We start from the raw sequence: 22,963 nt of genomic DNA on the forward strand, positions 1-22,963 counted from the left end.
GTTAAAGAGTGGGTTATTAATACCAGAAGCTATTTCAATTGACCATCATTTCATCAACCAATAACAATGCTCCCCTACCCTTATTTCTGTGCCATGACGGGATTTCTTTTACCGTTTTACCAATTACCATAAGGAAATTAACCTTAGCTGAATCAAAGGGAGTCGTAATTAACTGTATATAAGGCTTTCGCTCCTTTCTAGGTAAATCAGGGCTCATTTTAGCCATCAGCTTCAGGTTGTCCATGCTTTTTCCACCCCAAATTTCTACCTGAGAGGGAGGAAAAATAATGGTTTCAGGTTCTACCAAAACATTAAAGGAAACAGAGGATACTTCCACCTCCTGTTCATAGGACAATATTAGCTCCATGTCTTCATCGGAAAAGCCAGCCCAGTTATTTGCCCAAGCGGGGCTATTGGCATTGAAACCGCCAAAATCCCCATCAAAAAAAGTAGCAGGACCATTGGCTGGATGAACACGGTTTAGCCGCGTCAATAAATTTACTGAGTCTGGCGGGTATTTATTTTTAAACACTGAAAATGTAGTGTTTACACTTCCAAACCACCCCTCCTTAGAGGCTTTAGCATTAATGGATGTGGTTTGATCCAGCCATACCTTACCCTTTTCAAAAATGGGAGAGGAAATACTATCTGGTTCTGTTCCATCCAAAGTATACCTAACCGTTACATTTTCAATGGGATGCCCGATTTCTAATGCAATGGAATCCTTGAAAATGCTGGATTGATTTGCAAGCATGGGAACGTTTAGCTTGATTTTCTCTCCCTCAAGACCTTCTCTACCAGCTACAATTTGAATATTTCTAAATTCATTTCTCAAAAGTTCCAGGTCTTCCACATCTATGGAAGTATTCCAAACTGAAATAGATTGCAACCTTTTTAATTTCCCCAGTTGGGGCTTTAAATCTTCAAAGGATATAGCAGTACCAGAAATAGCAAGGTGTTCTAAATTTGTGATCGTAAAAACAGTCTCAAGCCCCTTTCCACTGATATTGGTAAAATTAAGGTTTAGCCTTTCCAGGTTTTTAAACTGGCTAATTATTTTTAGGTCTTCATCCTCAACAGGTAGCTTATTGAGACTTAGGTAGACAATTTGGTTTTTTAATGGCTCAAGTTCTTTTAATGAATTACTGGTATACGCATTTGCATTGAAAATGGTAACATCAAGTGCAGGTGAATCTTTACTTAATGGTCTTATTACCCGGTACTCGTTGTTGAGGGTTTCGAGCACTTTTTCATCGGGCATTTCAAATTCAAATACTTTTTCTTCGGCTTTTGGATTTATTAAATTAGTAGCCACAAGCCTGAGCGAATCACTGGCAGGCAAAGCCAATACTTTTACCTCGAAGTCAGGATTGTTCTTTATCCACAACTCCAAAAGTAGTTTTTCCTCTGCTGTAAGTTGTGGTTTTCCGGAAGGAGGCATGTGATCATCATCTTCTAAGGGTAAGGAAAGCCTTTGAATTAGCATACTTTCATCAAGTGACTTGCTGTCAAACAGTTTTCCCGATTCACCACCTTTTAAAAAAGAAACTTTATCTGTCATGACCAATTCACCCTTGGCTTTGCTTGAATTATGACAAGAATTGCATTTTTTTTCCAATACAGGCATGACCAGATGATCAAAAACAACTGCCTCTTCTATGGGTACTAGCACCTCACGGGCAGCAATGATGGGCTCAAATATAAAATCCTCCCCATGCGTAAGTGCTGCCCCATAATGGCCAGCCATAACAGTTAGCACAACCAGACCTGACGCTAAAACTTTTGCCACTTTTGCCTTGTACCATAACTTCTCCCTTGAAAAGTAAAGTCCACTGGCAAAAAAAACAATTCCTGCCCCACTCCACTTGTGCCAATTCAATGAAGGGCCTCCGTAGCCTTCTTCCAGGGAAAGAAAGAATCCCATCAGTGCTGTAATGCCTGCAGTGAGCACCGCTACTAATAATAAGCTCGTTAGAAAATTCTGAAAGAATAGTTCTTTTTCAAACTCCTTTCGGAACCTGAAAAATTCTAAAACCATGGACAAAAACAGCAATGCTATAGGAAAGTGAAGCACCATGGGATGGAGCCTTCCCAATGGCTGTAACCAATAAGGGATTTCCACGAATTGCTCCAATAACAAAAAATACAAAAGTAGAATATTCAAAACGAACAAAACGCTCTCTGCTATAAACCGGTACTTGATCTTCATAAATAGGATATTTGCCCGTCTTAATTATACCAAAATGTCTTTAACTACCTTCCCTGAAACATCGGTTAACCTAAACCTTCTTCCCAAATGCTTATAAATTAACTTTTCATGATCTAATCCCAATTGGTTCAATACCGTAGCTTGAAAATCATGCACATGTACTGGGTTTTTAAGCACATTGTATCCCAATTCATCAGTCTCCCCATAAACAACTCCCGGTTTGATTCCACCTCCAGCCATCCAGATGCTAAAACACCTTGGGTGATGGTCCCTTCCGTAATTGTCCTCGGTAAGTTTTCCCTGGCTATAATTGGTTCTGCCAAACTCTCCACCCCAAATTACCAGGGTTTCATCCAATAAACCTCTTTGCTTTAGGTCAGTTACCAAAGCTGCTGAAGCCTGATCTACATCCTTTGCCTGATGGGTGATTTCATAGGGAAGGTTACCATGCTGGTCCCATCCCTGATGGTACAATTGTACAAAACGCACACCGCTTTCAGATAACTTTCTGGCCAATAAACAATTGGCGGCATAGGTTCCAGGAACCAGGCAGTCCGGCCCATAGAGTTTGATTACACTGTCTGGTTCTTTGGACAAGTCCATGATATCTGGAACAGTGGTTTGCATCCTGTAAGCCATCTCATATTGTTGGATTTTGGCACTAATTTCAGGGTCTCCAAATTTTTGAAAAGACATATAGTTGAGTTCTGCTAAATTATCCAGCATCTTTCTCCTTTCCGATCTTTTCATGCCTTTAGGATCTTTAAGGTACAATACCGGATCCTCCCCACTGCTAAATTGAACCCCCTGATGAACGGAATCTAAAAACCCATTGGTCCATAATTTGGAATAAACGCCCTGCCCATTTCCAATGCCTCTGGAAAGTAACACCGTAAAGGCTGGTAAGTTGTTGTTTTCACTTCCAAGACCATAACTCAGCCAAGCTCCCATACTAGGCCTGTTGCCTTGCTGGGCCCCTGTTTGGAAAAAAGTAAGCGCTGGATCATGGTTAATGGCTTCTGTATGTAAGGACCTCACAATGCAAATGTCATCGACAATCTTTGAGGTATAGGGAAAGAGGTCACTTATCCATGCCCCTGATTCTCCATATTGATTGAATTTAGAAAAGGATCCAACCAAGGGAAAAGTAGATTGATTGGCTGTCATGCCCGTCAGCCTTTGGCCACCCCTAATGGATTCAGGAAGGTCTTGGCCAAACATTGTTGTCAATTTTGGCTTGTAATCAAAGGATTCCAATTGTGAGGGTGCTCCATTCTGGAAAAGGTAAATCACCCGTTTGGCTTTTGGAGCAAAATCAGGGATTGCAGCAGCCAGTTCACTTTCAATGCTTCCTGTTCCCTTAAATAAGTTAGGCATTAATAAGGAGCCTAAAGCTACGCTGCCAAGACCCAAACTCATTTTTGACAGAAACTTTCTTCGATTTTGGTTTAAACCGTGTTCAATATATTCCTTTTCCATATCAGGTTTTTGCAATTGACTCTTCCAAATTATATATCGTACTAATAACCTGCATCATAGCAGCCAATGCCACTTTGTCCAGGCTTTTATCCAGTGGGTACTCTCCTACCTGTAGCAATTCTGCTGCAACCTCTTCAGACAGCGTTTGCAATTGTCCTTCGTAATACTTGTTCAACACCAGCAATTCTTTTTCCCTCGGATACCTACAGACGATGGATCGAAAAGCTTTTTCTATCTTTTTGTTTGTATCACTATTTTCTTTCAATAATCTGGCTGCTAGCACTCTTGAAGCTTCTAACATCGTCGGGTCATTCAACATGACCAAGGCCTGTAAAGGGGTGTTTGTAATCAATCTTTCCACTTCACATTGATCCCGATTACTTGCATCAAACAAAGTCATTGAGGGTGGTGGTACGGTCCTTTTAATAAAAGTATACAAGCCTCTTCTGTACAGGTCTCCACCATGGTCCTGCTTGTACATGGATAAAATACCTCTTCCTGAAGTGGCCCCTTCCCATAAACCGGAAGGTTGGTAATGTTTCACACTAGGTCCTCCCACTTCCTTATTTAAAAGTCCACTACTGGCAAGGATCAGGTTTCTTATAAACTCAGCCTTCAGCCTATCCCTAGGTGCCCTTGTAAGGAAGATGTTCTCCGGGTCCCTATTCCTTTTGTCTTCACTAATCACGGCTGATTGACGATAAGTGGCTGAAGTCACCATCTTTCTTATCAAATGCTTGACATCCCAATCATTCTTCATAAAATCCATTGCCAGCCAATCCAATAATTCAGGATGACTGGGAAGTTCGCCCTGCATACCGAAATCTCCTGGGGTAGCCACAATGCCCCTACCAAATATTTCCTGCCATATCTGATTTACAAAAACCCTTGCCGTGAGGGGGTTCCTTTTATCAAAAAGCCAGTTGGCCAGTCCAAGCCTGTTTTTTTCAAATCCAGAATCAAAGGAAAGAATAGATGCTGGTGTACCTGCTGATACTTCTTCTCCATGGGCTTCATAGGAACCCCGTTCAAGAATGTAAGAGGTTCTGGTTTCCTCCATGTCACCCATTATAGAAACAATCAATTCAGTGGTATCCTTCTTGTTTACAAAGGATAAAATGGAACGCACATCTTCATCGGTTATGTGCATAAAAGGTTTTTTGGCATAGGTTTCAGGTCCTCCTACAACCGACTCAATACCACTTTCCTGCACATTGTTAAAAAAGGAATAAAGTTGATAATAATCTTTTTGGGTAATGGGATCGTATTTATGATCGTGGCAGGTGGCACATTCCATGGTTATTCCCATTAACGCTTTGCCAAAGGTATTTGTACGGTCCGTGACATACATGACCCTGTATTCTTCATCCACAATGCCCCCTTCTTCTGTAATCTTATGGTTTCTATTAAAACCGGTCGCCAACAGCTGTTCTTTTGTTGGGTTTGGTAGCAAATCTCCGGCAATTTGCCAGGTAATAAACTGATCATAGGACATATTGGTGTTAAATGCATGGATAACCCAATCCCTCCAGGGCCATTGACTTCTATAACTATCATCCTGAAAGCCATGAGAATCGGCGAAACGAGCAATATCCATCCAATACACAGCCATCTTTTCTCCATAAGCTGGACTTTCTAATAATTGCTCTACAATTTGTTCATAGGTTGCACCGTTTTCATTTGCTAAAAATGCATCCATTATTTCCAGATCAGGAGGTAATCCTGTCAAGTCAAAGCTTAATCGTTTTAAGAGACTTTCCTTATCCGCCTCTGGATTGGGTTGGAAACCATTTTCCACTTGAGCTAGAAGAATGAACTTATCTACTTCATTAATGCCCCAATCACTTTTTTCTATAGTAGGTACCTTAACTTCCTTTAATGGAATAAATGACCAATGCGGCTCATATACAGCTCCTTGATTGATCCATTTTTTGATTGTTTCTATTTCTCTTTCGTTGAGACTCAGGTGGGATTCCGGAGGAGGCATTTTAATGGAGGGGTCATCTGAAATTAGCCTTCTGTAAACTTCAGAATTTTTGGCTTTACCAGGTACAATTGCGTGTGCATCAGGATTATCTTTTAGTGCACTGTAAGCTTCTTCTTCTATATCCAGTCTTAAATCTGCTTCTCTTTTATTCGCATCAGGTCCATGACAAGCATAACAGTTGTCAGACATTATTGGACGAACATGAAAATTGTAACTGATTTGATCTGCTATATGTTGAGAGCCAAATTCACCCTGGGTCTCATTGTTTTGATTGCAAGCCTGAAAGATCAAGATTACAAAAACTGACAATAAATTTAAAACAAGCTGACGGATGCTCATATTTATAGAATTAATACTCAATGTTAGCCCAGAATAAGTAATCCCATATATTGGTACTAAATATTTAGGTTCAATATCAAATGAAATACCAATACAATTACTCGAACAAATACCAAATTATAAATATAAGATTGGTAATAAAATATTTATTATACAAAAGGTTTGGTAAAAAAGGTTTCTATTAAAATAATATGGAGATACTGATTGAAAATATAGTTGTGGTTATTTAAAAAATGTTGGATTTTGACATACCACGACATAGACAATTATAATTCTGCCAAAATGCATTGTTATCAGTGATTATTAATGGATAGTATATTTCCATGCAAAATATTACCTCATTTGTTTTCGAATGAGCAATTAATTCATGATTTTTAATAGAATTATTTTGAGATAAGCATTCTTCCAAGTCTACGTATAGGCAAAAAACAGGTTCAAAACTGACTTTCCTCAGGTTTCTATTAATACAAATGGCTTATTTTTGATTACCAATTAAAGCGAAGGCTATGAAGGTCAATATCAAGCGTTTTTTATTTAAATACAGTCTGGTTCCTCCCAGGCAATGGAGGACCGGAGCTACTTTTTTGGTAGCATTGATCGTTGGTTTGGGATTTTTCTTGTTGGACATTAGCAACGCCACTTCTTATTTATCGGATGATCCTCAGGCCTGTGTCAATTGTCATATTATGGCCCCTCAGTACATTACCTGGACGAATAGCTCCCATAGGGAAGTGGCCCACTGTAATGACTGCCATGTGCCTCATGACAATGTTTTTAACAAGTATTTTTTCAAGGCAAAGGATGGACTTTATCATGCTTCAGTATTTACCGCCAGAGCTGAACCTGAGGTGATCAGGGCATTGCCTCCCTCCATCGCTGTTATCCAAGACAATTGTATAAGGTGCCATCAAGACCAGGTTACAGATGCCAAAACAGCAGCATTTGTCGAAAACCATCAGGAAAGCAGAACAGACCGGACCTGCTGGGAATGTCACAGAGAAGTACCTCACGGGAGGGTAAGAAGTCTCTCTGCAGTAGGTGCACAAATAGAGCCCATCAAAGAGTACAGTCCTTCGGACCTTAGCATTGTTCCTGAATGGCTTGAAAAATCAATGAAATCATCGAAGGATAAATAACTTAAAGTGTCATGAAAAACTGGATTCTCTTTTTAGCAACGGCAGTAATTGTATTCCTTTTGGCTTATTTAGCCGTTAATATTTTAGACCGTAAATCTGAAGCAAGGTTTGCCTACCAACCCAAAGTAGAAATTGAAGGAATAGAACCTCGGGATTCTGTTTGGGGATTAAATTTTCCCAGGCAATACCAATCCTATATGAAAACCAAGGATACCACTTTTCGCAGCATGTTCAATACCAGTGGACATAAAGACATGCTTCGGGCGGAACCTGAGATGGTAATTCTATGGGCAGGCTATGGATTTAGTAAAGACTATAATTCACCTAAGGGACACAATCATGCCATTTCTGACATCAATGAAACCCTTCGAACTGGTGCTCCGATGAATGCGGGTGAAGGTCCAATGCCTAGTACTTGTTGGACCTGTAAAAGCCCTGATGTACCCAGACTGATGAAGGAAATCGGAGTAACTGAGTATTACAGCCAGAAATTCTCGGATCTAGGAGCAGAAGTAATCAATCCTATTGGCTGCGCTGATTGTCACAATCCAGAAACAATGAAACTAACCATCACAAGGCCAGCACTTATAGAAGCGTATGAGGCCATGGGCAAAGACATCAACGAAGCCTCCCATCAGGAAATGCGCTCTTTGGTTTGTGCCCAATGTCATGTAGAATATTATTTCGATAAGAAAAAACCTGGTGCTGAAAATGCTAATTACCTGACTTTCCCATGGAAAGATGGCATGGATGTGGAAAGTGCCGAGGCTTATTATGATGCAGCTGAGTTTTCTGACTGGACCCACCCATTGAGCAAAACACCAATGTTGAAGGCACAGCATCCGGATTACGAAATCTATAAAATGGGTGTGCATAGCAAAAGAGGCGTAAGTTGTGCAGACTGTCACATGCCTTACCAATCTGAGGGAGGTCAGAAATTCACCAACCACAATATAGGCTCCCCTTTAAGCAATGTTGAAAACAGTTGTTTTGTTTGCCATAGGGAAAAAGTAGACGATTTGATTACTGATGTCTATGAAAGACAGCAGAAGGTAAAAGAAGGTACTTCCAAGCTCCAAAGGCAAATAGCCATGGCCCATATAGAAGCCGCAAAAGCTTGGGAATTGGGTGCTACACAGGATCAAATGAGTACTATTCAGCAAGGGATTCGACATGCCCAGTGGAGATGGGATTATTCTGTAGCTTCTCATGGTGCTGCTTTTCATGCACCACTTGAGACAAGTAGAATAGTAACCTCAGCTACTGGTATTATTCAGGAGACCAGGATTGAGCTCGCTCGCTTACTGGCCGATCTCGGCCACAACAAACCTGTAGACATGCCTGATTTCACTTCAAAGGATGCCCTTCAAGCCTATATTGGCTTTGACATAGAAAAAGATTTGGTTGCTAAGGAGGATTTCCTTGAGCAAGTTATCCCTAAATGGCTAAAGGAAGGTAAAGCCAGAGAAGCAAAAAATGAAATTCAAACAGTCAGTATCAAATAAAATACTGACCAAATTCCACCATTATGAAAAGGTCTATTATTATAATGGGAGCAGTACTATTATTGTTCTGCTCCAAACAGCAAACTTTTGCCCAATTTTCAATAGATGGGCAAATGCTAGTAAGAAGTGAATACCGACATGGATACAATCAGTTGTTAAATGAAAATGCCGACCCCGCAGGATTTATAGCCCACAGAGCAAGAATTCAGGCAAATTATAAGATTGATCGTCTAAATTTTTTCATGAGCATACAGGATGTTCGCACCTGGGGAAGCAGTTCTACCGCCAATATTTCAGACAATTATTTGTCTGTGCATGAAGCTTGGGCTGAAGTTAATTTTGGTGACAACTGGAAGCTAAAACTGGGAAGACAAGAATTGAATTATGACAATGCAAGGTTTCTTGGCAATTTGGATTGGGCTTTACAGGCCAGGTCCCATGAATTTGCTTTGATGAAGTATGAAAAAGAAAATGCCAAACTTCATTTTGGCCTGGGTTATAATCAGGACGCCCAAAAGATTAGTGACAATGTTTTTAATACCCCCAACCAATACAAAGCTGCACAGTTTGCCAGATATGAAAACAGTGCTGGAAAATTCAAATATGCCCTACTCTTTTGGAATGATGGCAGACAATATAAGGAAACAGATAATGCAACCAATACCACAAAAAAAGGGGTCCGTTATTTACAAACCCTGGCCCTCCCAACGCTAAAATACACCCTTCCAAAAACCCAGGTTTCTGGCTATTTCTATTACCAGTTTGGAAAAGATGTCTTTAACAGGTCTACCTCCGCTTACGATTTAAGTGCGCATATTACCCAAACTTTGACCGAAAACAAGGAGAGTGGCTCTAAATATACCGCCACAGCTGGCTTTGAACTATTAAGTGGAACACCAACAAATAGCCAGCAGAAAAACAAGTCATTCGCACCACTATATGGTACCAACCATGCTTTTAATGGTTTTATGGATTTGTTCTATGTAGGCAATCACTTTAATTCAGTGGGTTTAAGAGATATTTATCTCAGGACACGGTACAATTTTGATGCTGGCTTTTGGATTCAAGGGGATTATCATCACTTTGCCAGTACTGCAACCATGCTCGAGGAACTTTACAGTGGGATCGAATTGGACAAGGGATTTGGTTCGGAGATTGACCTTTCTGTAGGCAAGGTGATCAGTGAGTCCGTTTCCATTCAAGCTGGTTACAGTCAATTCATTGCTTCTGATACTTTTAAACATGTTCAGAACAATGGCAGCCTTAAAAGCAATCAGAATTGGGCCTATATAATGTTTGTATTCAGGCCAAATAATAAAGCCAAATTTATTGGTGTACCCCTATAAAATAACCCTATGAAATTTCTTCTTTCCACCAAAGTATCCGTGTTGCTTCTTTTTTCACTTGCTGTAGCGATGGGTATTGCCACTTTTGTAGAAAATGACCATGGCACGGCTGTTGCCAGGGCACTTTTTTACGAAGCCTGGTGGTTTGAATTAATAATGATTTGGCTATGCATCAATTTTATTTCCCATATCAACCAATACAAGTTGTTAAGCAAGGACAAACTTCCTTTAGGGATGTTCCATTTGGCCTTTATCATTATTATCATCGGTGCCGGGGTCACCAGACTTTTTAGTAAGGAAGGGGTCATTCATATACGTACAGGCAATGCTGAAAACATTTATTACACCAGTAACAATTACTTGCAATTAGAAAGTGAAGATGGCCTTCATTATAGCGAAGGAGCAGAATTTACTTCTAAAACTTTTAAACCTTCAACCTATGATATTCACTTAGACAAGCAGGAATTTGAACTGGTTCTGGAGGAATACATTCCGGCTGCCAAGAGTGCATTTATCCCTGGTTCTGAAACCATTATAGAACTTTCATTTGTAAAAGAAGGAACAAGGGAAGATCAAATCTTAAGAAGTGGGGAGACATTGGTTTTAGGTGATATAAGCCTGGAAATGCAAGAAGATGGAAATTCTCCATTGAGAATTTATAAAAGCGATTCAGGCTGGATGCTTGCGACAAAGGTCCACCTTCAAGTAATGGAAATGGCCACGCAACAGATTGGAGTTATGCATGCCAATTCGGTAGAAACCTTGAAACTTCGGTCTCTTTATCAATGGGATACTGGCGCATTGGTGGTAAGAGATATTAAAGAAAAGGTAAGCCTAAGTTATGTTTCTGAGGAAGATGCTGAAGTAGCAAAAAATTATGCAGATGGGATAAAAATGAGTATATACGACCCAAAAAGCAACAAATTGGCTAGCGGATTTTTTCCAAAAGTGAGTTATAAACCTACATGGATTGCTTTTGAACATAAGGGGAACACCTATCACATGACTTATGGCCCAAAAGCTCAAAAACTTCCTTTTTCTCTTTACCTGAATACCTTTGACCTAAAACGCTATCCAGGTTCTCAGAGTCCGGAAAGTTATGCCAGTGAAGTGATGGTTCAGGACAATGGTGAATCATGGCCCTACCGAATCTTTATGAACAATGTGCTGGATCATAAAGGATACCGATTTTACCAAAGTTCTTACGACCCTGACGAACAAGGAACGATCCTTACTATCAATCAGGATAGACCCGGTACCTACCTTACTTATTTCGGTTATTTATTTTTAGGAATAGGAATGTTCCTAACCCTCTTTGCCAGAAACAGCCGGTTTAATATGCTACAGAGACGCCTTGGAAAGCTTTCTTCAGGCACTGCAATGGCTATTTTTTTTACCCTTCTCTCATTTGCAGTTAAGGGACAGGAAGACATTTCTCCAGAAAACTTTGTGGTTCCTCAAGAGAAAGCCGAAGCTTATGGGAAGCTCATTGTCCAGGATTTGGATGGCCGCATGAAACCATTGAATACTTTGGCCAATGAAATCACACGTAAACTTAGTGGTAAGGGTGAAATTGAAATTCAAAGCGATGGAGAAACGATTTCTCTTAGCCCAGAACAATTTTTACTCGCTGTTCAATTGCAATCAGCCTATTTTAGTCGATTGCCATTAATAAAGATTGATCAGAAGAAATCTTTGGCCGTTTTTCAGGCTTTAGGGAAAACCCCAACCGGACACCTTAGATTTATGGATTTCGTGGATGAAGAAGGCAATTATTTACTCTCAGAATTGGTTGAAAAGGCCAATCTACTAAAGCCTGCGGAAAGAAATGAAGGCCACAAAGAATTGCTTAAAACGGATGAACGGTTTAATATTTTTTATGCCGTCCTGATCGGAGATTTTCTAAAATTATATCCCAACCGTTTGGATGACAACCAAACCTGGTATACCAGTTCCCAATTCACAAACGGGTTTGAGGAGGAAGATGCGATTTTTGTACAAAACATTGGAAAGCTGTACGTAAACAACCTAAAGGAGGGTTTGTTAACTGGCGATTGGGCGAAGGCGGACGAGGCGTTTGACTATATAGATTTGTATCAAAGAGAAGCTGGTAAAGCCGTTTATCCCAACGAAACCGAAATAAAAGGCGAGCTTCTTTTTAACAAACTAAGGCTTGGAAATCGGCTGTTTGGATATTTCTGGCTATTGGGTTTGGTGATGCTAGGCCTGGCAATAACGGCACTGTTCTATTCTGGTAAAATGCTGAGAATTAGCTGGAAGCTTGGGGTAATTTTGGCATGGATTGGTTGGATCATATTCACCTTACATTTGGCACTTCGTTGGTACATTGCCAAGCATCCACCCTGGACTGATGGATTCGAAATGTTGGTTTTTGTCGCTTGGGGCGTACTCCTATTTGGTTTGGTATTTGGAAGGAAATCCCATTTTACTGTGCCTTTGGGCTTGCTTTTTTCTGGGACCTTATTGTTTGTCAGTTTTCTGGACTGGCTCAATCCCGAAATCACCAACCTGATGCCTGTGCTTCACTCCTATTGGCTTAAGATTCATGTGGCCATCATTGTTAGTGGTTATGCGCCATTAGCCCTTTCTGCCATAATCGCTTTACTCAGCCTATGCTTACTAATTTTTAAACCTTCAAACCCTAATCCTAGGTGGTGGTTATCCATGAAAGAGCTTATTGTGGTCAACGAATTGTCTATCACCGTGGGTTTATTTCTTTTGACAATAGGCACTTTTCTTGGCGGTGTCTGGGCCAATGAGAGCTGGGGAAGGTATTGGGCTTGGGACCCTAAGGAAACATGGGCGCTTATCTCTGTATTGGTGTATGCAGTAGTGCTTCACCTAAGACTTATTCCGGGCAGTAGAAATGCAATCGTCTATAACCTGGCCAGCTTATGGGCTTTCAGTGCTATAATTATGACCTCATTTGGAGTCAATTATTACCTTTCAGGTTTGCACTCTTATGCCAAAGGAGATCCTGTACCCGTTCCTTTCTGGGTCTATGTAGTGACGACTATTTTGTTTATAATTTCAATAGCGGCTTACCTGAGATTTAGTAAGTTGAGCGTAGCTGAAAAACAAAAATTGATGATTTGACAAGGAAGGGTTTATTCAATCTTTTTTATCTATACCTTAATTCAGGGATTTATTAGTTATTTGTAAAACCACAAAGCTTTTTCTCTTTTTGTTGGACGTATATTTGGACCTATATTTAATCTCAAGGGTGACCCGCTATATTATGAAACTGTCGATTGCACTTATGCTCCTTTTCTTTAGCACCTTTTCTTTTGGACAGGAAATAAACATTCCAAATGGTTATGAATTGCTTGCTGAAACAGATGGAGATTTGGACAAGGACCAGGTTTGTGAAAAAGTACTTGTATTCGAAACCTGCGAACCCTCTGAATATGGGAATATTAGGGAAATTCAAGTGCTGAAATTTTCAAATGGACAATGGACTATCTGGAGAAAATCATGCAATGCCATTTTAAAAAGTCAAGAGGGCGGCGTTATGGGTGACCCTTTTGAAGAAATTTCTATTGAAAATGGAATTTTGACAATTGGCTTTTCTGGTGGCAGCAGTTGGAAATGGTTTTATAAAGACAAATACAGGTTTCAAAACGGTGAGTTTGAACTTATAGGTCATACAAGCATTTATGGTAAATTATGCGAATACTGGGCTAACTTTGATTTCAATATCTCTACAGGAAAAATAATCTACAAAAAAGAATTTGAAGATTGCGACAGAGATCAGAAAATCTATAAAACGGAAGTGGAAGAGTTCTTTTATAAAGGGCTGAAAATAAACCTTAACAATAGAAATTTGGATAATATTAAGCTAACTACTCCAAAGTACAAGGAAGATCTGTATCTATAAAAAATTGTAGTACAGGTGCGTATAAGCCAAACTTATAAATGCTTTCTAAGGGAATACAATTAAAACGAAAAGAAAAAGCAGTTTTTAGCTGAATAATTATAAACAATTCAGATGCTAAAAACTGCTTTTTTCCATGTTTATTTAGTTACAGGCTCTTCAATAACTGCCTTCATAAATGCTACCTCTCCGGTATCCACGTCATAATAGCCTCCAGTCATTCCAATCTCTCCTTTTTCATACAACTCTCTTAAAACAGGACTTTCTTGTAAAATCAGGTCCATGGTAGAAATTACATTTTGTTTTTCTACAGCTCTGATAAATTCAGGATCAGAATGATCGGTATCAGGCATTTCAGTGTTGATTTCATCAATAGCAGGGTTTATCTTATTTAGTAAACCAGTAAGATTTCCTATTTTCACCCCTGCACAGGCACCTTTGATTGCACCACATTTGCTATGTCCGAGCACTACTATAAGTTTGGACCCAGCCAACTTACAGGCAAACTCCATACTTCCAAGGATGTCATTGTTTAGCACATTCCCAGCAATTCTTACACTAAAAATGTCTCCTAAACCTTGATCGAAAACCAATTCAGCTGAAGTCCTGCTGTCAATACAGCTCAAGACAACAGCAAAAGGAAACTGTCCGTCTTTGGTGTCATTTACTTGCTCAAGTAAATTTCTATTTATTTTAAGATTACTAACAAATCGCTGGTTTCCTTCCTTTAATATGGTCAAGGCCTTTGCTGGTGTCATGGTGGCCTGTGTTTCTGCTGTATGTGCTTTCATTGTTTATATCTATTTTTTAAATATGGGTATTATAAAAAATTAATTATTGAATAGTTGGCTAATTTTTTCTTCCGATAAAAGGTTTTTGTCTATGTGAACTTTATTATTGGTATCGACATCATTGTCTAATCGATAAGCATCTTTAAAACCAACCAATTTAACTTTAATTCCTTTTTCTTTTGCATTTACCATCTTAAATTCATGGATCAAATCCAGTACATCCTGAGCAATATATACTGTATCTGATGCATTTATTATTACGTTTGAATTCTCTGGGAGTTTGTTCAGGGTAAGCTTTATTGCAGCTTTGTTTAGAAATGAAACTTCCTGAGCCAAATCTACATGGATTACGTCACCACTCGTGTATTCTTCTTTTCTAAAGAAGTAGGCCTTTTTGATATTACCTCTTAGAATAAAAATCACACTGATGATCATCCCTAAGGCTACACCATTTAGCAAACCAAGAAAGACAACTGCCAACAATGTGAAAATAAATGGAATAAACTGGTATTTCCCTCGCTCCCAAAAATGTTTGAATGTGGCGGGATTTGCCAATTTATAACCGATAGTTAATAAAATGGCAGCAAGGGTTGCCATTGGTATCATGTTCAGAAAAGCAGGTATACTTAATACGCAAATAAGTAAAAGAAAACCGTGGATAATTGCGGACATTTTCGTTTTAGCACCAGAATTTGCATTGGCAGAAGACCTTACCACAACAGAAGTCATAGGCAAGCCACCTAAAAGACCACTAATCATGTTACCTACTCCCTGTGCTTTTAATTCTACATTTGTATTGACAAATCGTTTTAGGGGATCCAATCTTTCTGTGGCTTCTATGCAAAGCAATGTTTCAATAGAGGCAACAATGGTTATGGTAATGGCAACAATCCATACGCCAGGATTGAAAATGGCATCATAAGATGGCGAAACAAAAATCCCCTTAAATTCTTCAATATTCTTTGGAACAGGAAGGCTAACTAAATATTCTGATGTAACGGCAAAGGAACTGTCCGTTAAAATAAATATTCCATTTATAACAATCCCCATTAAAACCGCAACTAAAGCCCCTGGAATCAACTTTAAATTTTTCAAAGCAGGCGTTTTTTGCCATGTGATAAGCACTGCCAAGGAAGCAACTGTTACAATAAGAATTCCTGGTTGAATGTCTTGAAAGGCGGCAAATATATCTGCAAAAATCCCTAACCCAGAACTGATTTCCACATCCGAACCCAAGGCTAGCGGAATTTGCTGGATAAATATTATAACACCTATCCCAGCTAACATGCCTTCAATTACATTGGATGGAAAGTAATTGGAAATTGTTCCTGCTTTCAATAAACCGAGGAGCAATTGCATGGCACCGGCTAAAATAACCGCTACTAAAAAGGATTCATAGCCAAGGTCTGCTATGGCAACGAAAACAATTGCCGTCAAACCAGCTGCTGGGCCTGAGACACTAATGTGAGATTGACTTAGGAATCCAACGACTATACCGCCAATGATTCCTGTAATGATTCCTGAAAATAAAGGTGCACCAGATGCCAAAGCTATTCCCAAACACAAAGGAAGTGCTACCAGAAATACTACCAAACCTGATGCAACATCTGATTTCAGATGCGCAAATAGATTGTTACTTTTCATGTAAAATAATTATGAGTTTAAAATTTCTTACCCTTGTAAAAACCAGGTTTTACTTGTACGGGCAGATAAAAAATCAATGACTGCATAAATTACAGTGTCATTGATAGGGAGAAAGAAAAATTAATTAAACTCTGGAGGTGGGACTATTATTCCCGGGTCATAGAGGCTATTCAAGAAATTATCAATACTATTTCTACGAGAAATATCACTATCAAACGATCTTGCTAGCAAGAAATAATTTGTAGGAAAAAAATCATCAATATCCAACTCACATTTCACTTCATGCTCCTTCGTTTCTTCTTCAGTAAAAGAAAAATACATGGAAACATTCACCTCTTCATCTATCGCTGCCACCACAATGGTGGGAATAAATAAAAGCGAAAGGAAAAGTGTTAAAAACCCAAAAGCTATGCCTCGATATGTTGCCTTATTGAAAATCAATCTAAAATATTTGTGAACGCAATATAGCGAATAACATAAAATTTAACGTTGTCTAATCAAAAATGTTTAGATTTTTTCTTCTTTTTTAACGCTTTCAGCTTGAATAACAGCACTTAATTAAGGAAATGAAAAAGTAACTTTAGTTGATATTACCCTTAACTAAGCAAGCCCTTATCAAATTCCAAAGCTTACCTTAGCCCCTATAAAATCAAACTTTTTCCATTCTACCATCCAACAAATGAATCACTTTCTTTCCATAGGAAGCGTTTTTTTCTGAATGGGTTACCTGTATGATGGTGACGCCTTCCTCGTTTAATTTCTTAAACAGCTCCATAATTTCCTCGCCTTGTTTTGAGTTGAGGTTACCGGTGGGTTCATCAGCCAAAATTAACTTTGGCTTGCCAATCAGGGCCCTTGCAACCCCTACCAACTGCTGTTGCCCACCGCTTAATTGTGAAGGGAACAAATCTTTCTTTCCTACAATATTGAAACGATCCAACATATCTGCAACAAGGGCTTTACGTTCAGATCCGGAATGCTTTTTATAGAGCAAAGGCATTTCCAGGTTTTCATAGACAGTCAACTCATCAATCAAATGATAGGCCTGAAATACGAAACCAATGTATTGCTTGTAAAGCTCCGCCCTGTGTTTTTCTTTCAGCTGGTGGACAGGCTCATCCATAAAATTGTATTTACCTTCATCAAAGACATCCAACATACCAATTACATTGAGCAAGGTAGATTTCCCTGAACCGGAAGGTCCCATGATGGAAATAAAAGCGCCTTCCTCAACTTCAAGATTGATGTCTTTAAGCAAAAAAATCCTTCGTCCACCTTGTTGGACCCATTTGAAGATATTGTTTAATTGTATGAGCATGGTATTGAATTAGTGTTAAATATTTTAATTGTAATTATTATTCTTCTTTTAAAGCTTCCACAGGATTGGCCATAGCGGCTGTTAGGCTTTGCCAGCTGACGGTCAATATAGCGATGCCAATGGCAGCGGTACCCGCCAAACCAAATATCCACCAACTGATAGTTGTTTTGAAAGCAAATCCCTCCAACCAATGGTACATACCGTACCAAGCAATTGGAACGGCAATAATAAACGACAGCAATACCCATTTTAGGAAATCTTTGTTGAGTAAGATTAGAATTTCGGATACTTTGGCGCCATTTACTTTCCGGATGCCAATTTCTTTGGTCCTTTTGGCCATGGCATAAGAAGCCAGGGCAAACAAACCCATGCAGGAAAGTAAAACCGCAAGGATAGAAAACCAAGCCACCAGGGTATTGATTTTAATATACTCTTTGTATTGTTCATTAAGTTTGTCATCAGCAAAATAAAACTTGGGTTCTATTCCTGAAAAAGCACTACCCCATTTTTGTTTTAGTTGGTCAAGCACCTGAAGGCTTGCCCCTTTCTTTGCTTTGATGGAAAAAAATCCCCAATTGGTAAAATCTTCCTGATCAGCAAATATATGAACCAATGGCTGGGCTTTGTATTGTACACCCTGATAACTAAAATTGTCTACAATGCCCACCAATTTACGAATTTCTCCACTTGTTGAACTTTCATTTAGAATCTGGCCATTTGCTTCCTTATAACCCAACACTTGTGTAGCTGCCTTATTGAGAACAATTGCATTTTCGAAATCTACACTTCCTTTTTCAAATCCATGTCCTGACAATATCTTTATACCAAAGGTTTTAAAATAGTCTTCTCCTACATAGGCTTTTCGAAGGTGTATGGATTCTGGTAAATTTTCTCCCTGAGGGTAAAATCCATTGTAATTTTCACTATAATATCCTGGAATACATTGGGAAAAGCTTACTGCTTCTACCATGGGACTTTCTTCCATTTCCGCTGCTATTCGTTTGTATTGACTGCTGGTTTTTTCCAAATCGGGAAATTGCCAGGGTTGCAATTCTGTAATGATTACATTCTCCGTATCAAAAAGTGGATCTTTTTCCATCATTGCGTTGACTTGTTTTCTGACCAAAAATGTACCTGAAATCAAGACAATGGCAATGGCAAACTGAATGACGATAAGGGAATGTCTTGCACCTGAAGACCTGCTTCCTGAAAAGGCATTTCCTTTTAGACTTTCTGTCAATTTACCCCTTGCCCAGAAAAAGGAAGGTATTAAACCTGATAAAGCGCCTACTACCGCCCAAATAAGCAATGGTATCCAAATAAAAACGGGCTTTTCAAGGGGTGAATAATGTAAGTTGGTTTCAAAAAGTGAATTGAAGCTTGGAAGAAATACAGCCATTAAGCCAAGTCCTAAAAACAGGGCAATAAAACTGACAGCAAAAGATTCTGTCAATATTTGCCCAAAAAGCTCACTTCGGCTGGCACCATGCACTTTCTTAATCCCAATTTCCTTAATGCGAGAGAGCACACTGGTAATTGTTAGGTTTATAAAATTGACAATAGCGATACTTATGATGCCAAAAGCAATTATGCTGAGGATGACAATTAGCGTTTGATTGGATTCCTCAGCAGCATGGTATTCACTTAAAGGCAATAGGTTAAGGTCTGTTTCATTTTGACCTACCGGTAAGTAATTTTCTTTAACAATTTGCTTAAGTTTTTCATCGAGTGCTTCGGGGTTTATTCCATCCTTTAGCTGAATATAGGTAATGGAAAAGGTATTGTACCAGTCATGAATTCCCTTTACCCATGGAGAAATCTCCTCCCCTGTATCATAGGAAGAAACGATATCAAATTTTACGGAAGAATTTGAAGGAATGGCTACCACCCCTTTAACTTCGAGGAATACCTCCTCAAATTTTATTTGCAGCTTTTTACCCACTGCAGGTTCATCACCAAAATACTTTTTAGCAAAGTCTGTACTTACCACCACCCCATATTTTTCCTGAATGGAATTTTTAGCGGACCCCTCGGTAAAAGGAAAACTAAAGACAGAGAAAAAACCCTCATCCACATAAAAAATGTTTTCTTGAAACGCTACATCTTCATAGCTTATGCGGAAACCTTCCCAATCGAAAATTCGGGTACCATTTTCTATTTCAGGTATCTCTTCCAATAGCTTCGGCAATAAAGGTCCTTTGGTCTGAACAGATTCCCCATCCCTTACCCTGTAGATATTGGCATAATTATCATTAAATTGATTGTAGGTCAGGTCGTTGTGGACATAAAGTGCCAAAAGCAAAAAAGAAGCAATCCCAATGCCTAATCCAAAGGTGTTGATCAGGAAGGTCCCCTTATTGTTCTTTATATTTCTAAAGAAAAGTTTTAAGTTATGTCGTAGCATTCTTTCTCAATTTAAATGTTGATTCCTTACAAGCCTTTGGCTTAATTAATAAGCATTACCATTATTCATCCCTTAATGAATCCACTGGATTGGCAATAGCTGCCCGTAAACTTTGATAACTTACCGTAACCATGGCTATTGCTAAAGCAGTTATTCCTGCCAAAGCAAATAGCCACCAACTCATCTCTGCCTTATAAGCAAAATCTTCCAACCAAATTTGCATGCCATACCAGGAAATTGGAATGGCAATGATAAAAGCCAAAAGCACCCATTTGACAAAATCTTTGTTTAAGAGTACCAAAACCTGGGTTATGCTGGCCCCGTTTACTTTTCTTATTCCGATTTCCTTTTTGCGTTGCACCACTGAATAGGATGTGAGCCCGAACAGCCCCATGGAAGCTATAAGAATGGCCAACACCGTGAAAATTTGGAAAGCAATGGAGAACTGTCTGTCCTGCCTGTATTGATTTTCGAAATTTTGATCCAAAAAAGTATAACTGTAGGTACTCTCAGGAAATACCTCATGCCAAATATTGTCCAATTGATCCAGTGTTGTGGCGGTGTTGGCCATGCTGGCAGATCGTTTGTCAAGCTTTACCAATACATTCCCTATACCATTATTGTGGCTGATAACGAAGGGTTCAATTGGCGTTTTCATACCGAAATGATGGTAATCTTTTACAATTCCACTAATGGTCCATTCTCGGTCCCAAAATCGAATCGTTTTACCTATTGAACTGTTCCTATCCGTAATTCCAATGAAATTCGCCATTTTTTCATTGATCACAATATTATGGCTCCATTCACTCGCATTTTGGGGAAAAGGTTCACCAGCAACAAATTCCATCTTTACCACCTTAAAGTAATCTGGTTGTACCCAATAATTGTACCATACCCGCTTTACATCAGTCCTACCATCTGGAAAGGTTAGGCCAATATTTGAATTTAAATTTCCAAAATCATCTCCGGGATAAGTTTGTGCCAAAGCCACGTTTTCTACATAAGGATTTTTCTTCAATTCTGCTACCAGGGTACTAAAATCCCTTCTTAAAAGAGAGTCATTTTCACTATTTAAAACCCTTCCGTTCAACGAGACCAAATTATTTAAATTTGCTCCTATGGGCCTATTTTGAAGGTACCTAATTTGCTTGTTTGCCATAAAAGCACAAGTCAATAGAGTGATGGTAGCCAGGAACTGTCCCATAATCAAAGCTCTACGAATATTGAGCCCTTTATCAGAAGTCTGCAACTTTCCTTTGAGAACAGTGACAGCCTTGTAATTACTCAAAACATAGGCAGGGTAAAAAGCAGACAAGATGGCTCCTGCCAGCATAAAACCAAAATAGGGCAACAGTCCCTGAATTTGAATACCGTCCAACTGAAGGTCTATTCCTACAAATTGGTTAAATGCTGGCAGTAACATATAGGCAGAAACAAAGGCCAGGAGAATTGCAATAAAATTCAGCAGGCTGGATTCTATAAGAGACTGCAAGATCAATTGCGGTCGTTTCGCCCCTACTACCTTTCGAACACCGATTTCTTTAGCCCGTTCCAAAGATTTACTTGTAGAGAGATTTATATAATTCATCCAGGACAGTAAAATGGTAATAAAGGCAATGATGGCCAGTAATTTGACACTATTCCCACTCCCATTGGCCTCTGCTTCATAGGGTTTGTTTGAGTGCAAGTGAATCTCTTCTAATGGTTCAAGATGGTGCCTTTCATTTTTTAATCCTTCGGGTGCAAAAGCCATTATTTTTTGATTGAGCTGTTCAACATCAGCATTTTCATCAATCTTCAAATAGGTGAAGTATTCATTTTGGTTCCAGGTATATTTCCAATCATTCTCGAATACAGGCCAGGTATAAAAGGTTTTAAAGGAGATCAGAAAATCATTATTGATATGTGAATTTGGCACATTTCGCTCCATGACTCCTGTGACTTTAAAAATGGTATTCCCACTGCCTCCTAATGTTACGCTTTCCCCAACCGGGTCCGTCTCACCAAAGATTTTATCTGCAAGGGCGGCGGAAAGCACCATTGAATAAGGCTCATTAAGGGCTGTTTGGATGTCGCCTTTCTCTAAGCTCCTATCAAAAATTGAAAAATAACTTGGATCGGCCAGAGCACCTGTTAGATCGTCAAAAATATTATTGTTTTGCAAAAGCACCAGACCTTTTACCCTGCGAAGTCGCACATAGTCTTTGATTTCGGGGAATTCATTGATTAAAGTGGGGCCACTTACAATATAGGCATTCGCATCTCCAGGGACATATTCATCCCCTTCCAAATAATCCATATAAACCCGGTATACCTTCTCAGACCCATCAAACTTGTCAAAGCTCTCCTCATAATTCACATAGAGCATAATCATCACAAAAGAAGCGACACCAATGGCCAATCCGAAAATGTTGATAAAAGAATACAACTTGTTCTTAAGCAGGTACCGGGTGGCGATTTTTAAGAAAAGTGTGTACATGGTTTCCTTTTTAGTTTACTACTGGCTTTAGACTATTCCAGTATTGTGGTATTTCAACAAATACGATCTTCGTGCCATTATTGTAATTCATTCTATATCAAATAATTACAATAAGATAAGTTGTAAATAAACCATTTAGTGTAAAATATTTTGACAGAATTTGTACAATATATTTACACAATATTAAGCGCTATTTCATTTCTGAATTTAAATCTGGAATCTAAGACCTCCTTGAGAGAATTTGTCAGCAATGCCCCACGGGTCTACCCAAAGCTGTGATACTACACATCTTTTGGACTCCTGTAATAGAAACAATGCCTACTACTCTCATATGTTTACTATAAATCTTCAAATGATTACATCACGTAATAGAAAGTCTAATGCCGATTTCCTCTTGAAGTAAACAAAGGCTACTTTTTAGCATTTGACCA

General features: G+C 39.1%; 14 protein-coding genes. 5 read left to right on the plus strand and 9 right to left on the minus strand.

Going from position 1 to position 22,963, the window contains the following annotated elements; genetic code table 11:
- Positions 1-34: 34 nt before the first annotated feature.
- Genes AC0L7T_RS14880 through AC0L7T_RS14890 form a run of 3 tightly spaced genes read right to left on the minus strand, consistent with a single transcriptional unit; the run spans position 35 to position 6,014 of the window.
- Positions 35-2,209, minus strand: coding sequence for a c-type cytochrome domain-containing protein (locus AC0L7T_RS14880; protein ID WP_473336144.1), 2,175 nt, complete (start codon positions 2,207-2,209; stop codon positions 35-37).
- 24 nt (positions 2,210-2,233) lie between these two features.
- Positions 2,234-3,688, minus strand: a complete 1,455-nt coding sequence (locus tag AC0L7T_RS14885; RefSeq protein WP_473336146.1) for a DUF1501 domain-containing protein — start codon at positions 3,686-3,688, stop codon at positions 2,234-2,236.
- A 1-nt stretch (position 3,689) separates the two neighbouring features.
- A complete protein-coding gene (locus AC0L7T_RS14890) occupies positions 3,690-6,014 on the minus strand; it encodes a PSD1 and planctomycete cytochrome C domain-containing protein (RefSeq protein WP_473336148.1) in 2,325 nt (774 codons plus the stop codon).
- Positions 6,015-6,520: 506 nt separating this feature from the next.
- On the opposite strand from AC0L7T_RS14890, the gene nrfH reads away from it, so the two are divergent.
- The 5 genes from nrfH to AC0L7T_RS14915 all read left to right on the plus strand — a co-directional run bounded on the left by nrfH (position 6,521) and on the right by AC0L7T_RS14915 (position 13,899).
- Positions 6,521-7,150, plus strand: a complete 630-nt coding sequence (nrfH, locus tag AC0L7T_RS14895) for a cytochrome c nitrite reductase small subunit (protein ID WP_473336149.1) — start codon at positions 6,521-6,523, stop codon at positions 7,148-7,150.
- Positions 7,151-7,161: 11 nt separating this feature from the next.
- Complete coding sequence (nrfA, locus tag AC0L7T_RS14900; protein ID WP_473336151.1) at positions 7,162-8,655, plus strand: ammonia-forming cytochrome c nitrite reductase; 1,494 nt, start codon at positions 7,162-7,164, stop codon at positions 8,653-8,655.
- 23 nt (positions 8,656-8,678) lie between these two features.
- Positions 8,679-10,001: an alginate export family protein gene (locus AC0L7T_RS14905; protein ID WP_473336153.1), complete on the plus strand. Its 1,323-nt coding sequence runs from the start codon at positions 8,679-8,681 to the stop codon at positions 9,999-10,001.
- 9 nt (positions 10,002-10,010) lie between these two features.
- Entirely contained in the window at positions 10,011-13,118 is a 3,108-nt protein-coding gene (locus tag AC0L7T_RS14910) for a cytochrome c biogenesis protein (protein WP_473336154.1), read from the plus strand.
- 142 nt (positions 13,119-13,260) lie between these two features.
- Entirely contained in the window at positions 13,261-13,899 is a 639-nt protein-coding gene (locus AC0L7T_RS14915) for a hypothetical protein (protein WP_473336156.1), read from the plus strand.
- 137 nt (positions 13,900-14,036) lie between these two features.
- Here AC0L7T_RS14915 and AC0L7T_RS14920 read toward each other — a convergent pair whose 3' ends face one another.
- The 6 genes from AC0L7T_RS14920 to AC0L7T_RS14945 all read right to left on the minus strand — a co-directional run bounded on the left by AC0L7T_RS14920 (position 14,037) and on the right by AC0L7T_RS14945 (position 22,532).
- On the minus strand, positions 14,037-14,687 hold the full coding sequence (locus AC0L7T_RS14920) for a carbonic anhydrase family protein (protein ID WP_473336157.1): 651 nt from the start codon (positions 14,685-14,687) through the stop codon (positions 14,037-14,039).
- A 39-nt stretch (positions 14,688-14,726) separates the two neighbouring features.
- Positions 14,727-16,331 (minus strand): SulP family inorganic anion transporter, encoded by a 1,605-nt coding sequence (locus tag AC0L7T_RS14925; protein WP_473336159.1) that lies wholly within the window; start codon positions 16,329-16,331, stop codon positions 14,727-14,729.
- A gap of 120 nt (positions 16,332-16,451) precedes the next feature.
- The gene (locus AC0L7T_RS14930; protein ID WP_473336160.1) at positions 16,452-16,772 is read right to left on the minus strand and encodes a hypothetical protein; all 321 of its coding nucleotides are present in this window, start codon (positions 16,770-16,772) and stop codon (positions 16,452-16,454) included.
- 208 nt (positions 16,773-16,980) lie between these two features.
- The gene (locus tag AC0L7T_RS14935; RefSeq protein ID WP_473336162.1) at positions 16,981-17,649 is read right to left on the minus strand and encodes an ABC transporter ATP-binding protein; all 669 of its coding nucleotides are present in this window, start codon (positions 17,647-17,649) and stop codon (positions 16,981-16,983) included.
- A gap of 37 nt (positions 17,650-17,686) precedes the next feature.
- Positions 17,687-20,053, minus strand: a complete 2,367-nt coding sequence (locus tag AC0L7T_RS14940; RefSeq protein ID WP_473336164.1) for an ABC transporter permease — start codon at positions 20,051-20,053, stop codon at positions 17,687-17,689.
- Between the two features lie 61 nt (positions 20,054-20,114).
- On the minus strand, positions 20,115-22,532 hold the full coding sequence (locus AC0L7T_RS14945) for an ABC transporter permease (protein WP_473336166.1): 2,418 nt from the start codon (positions 22,530-22,532) through the stop codon (positions 20,115-20,117).
- Positions 22,533-22,963 lie beyond the last annotated feature (431 nt).

Source organism: Cyclobacterium sp. 10D3-21 (assembly GCF_055809755.1).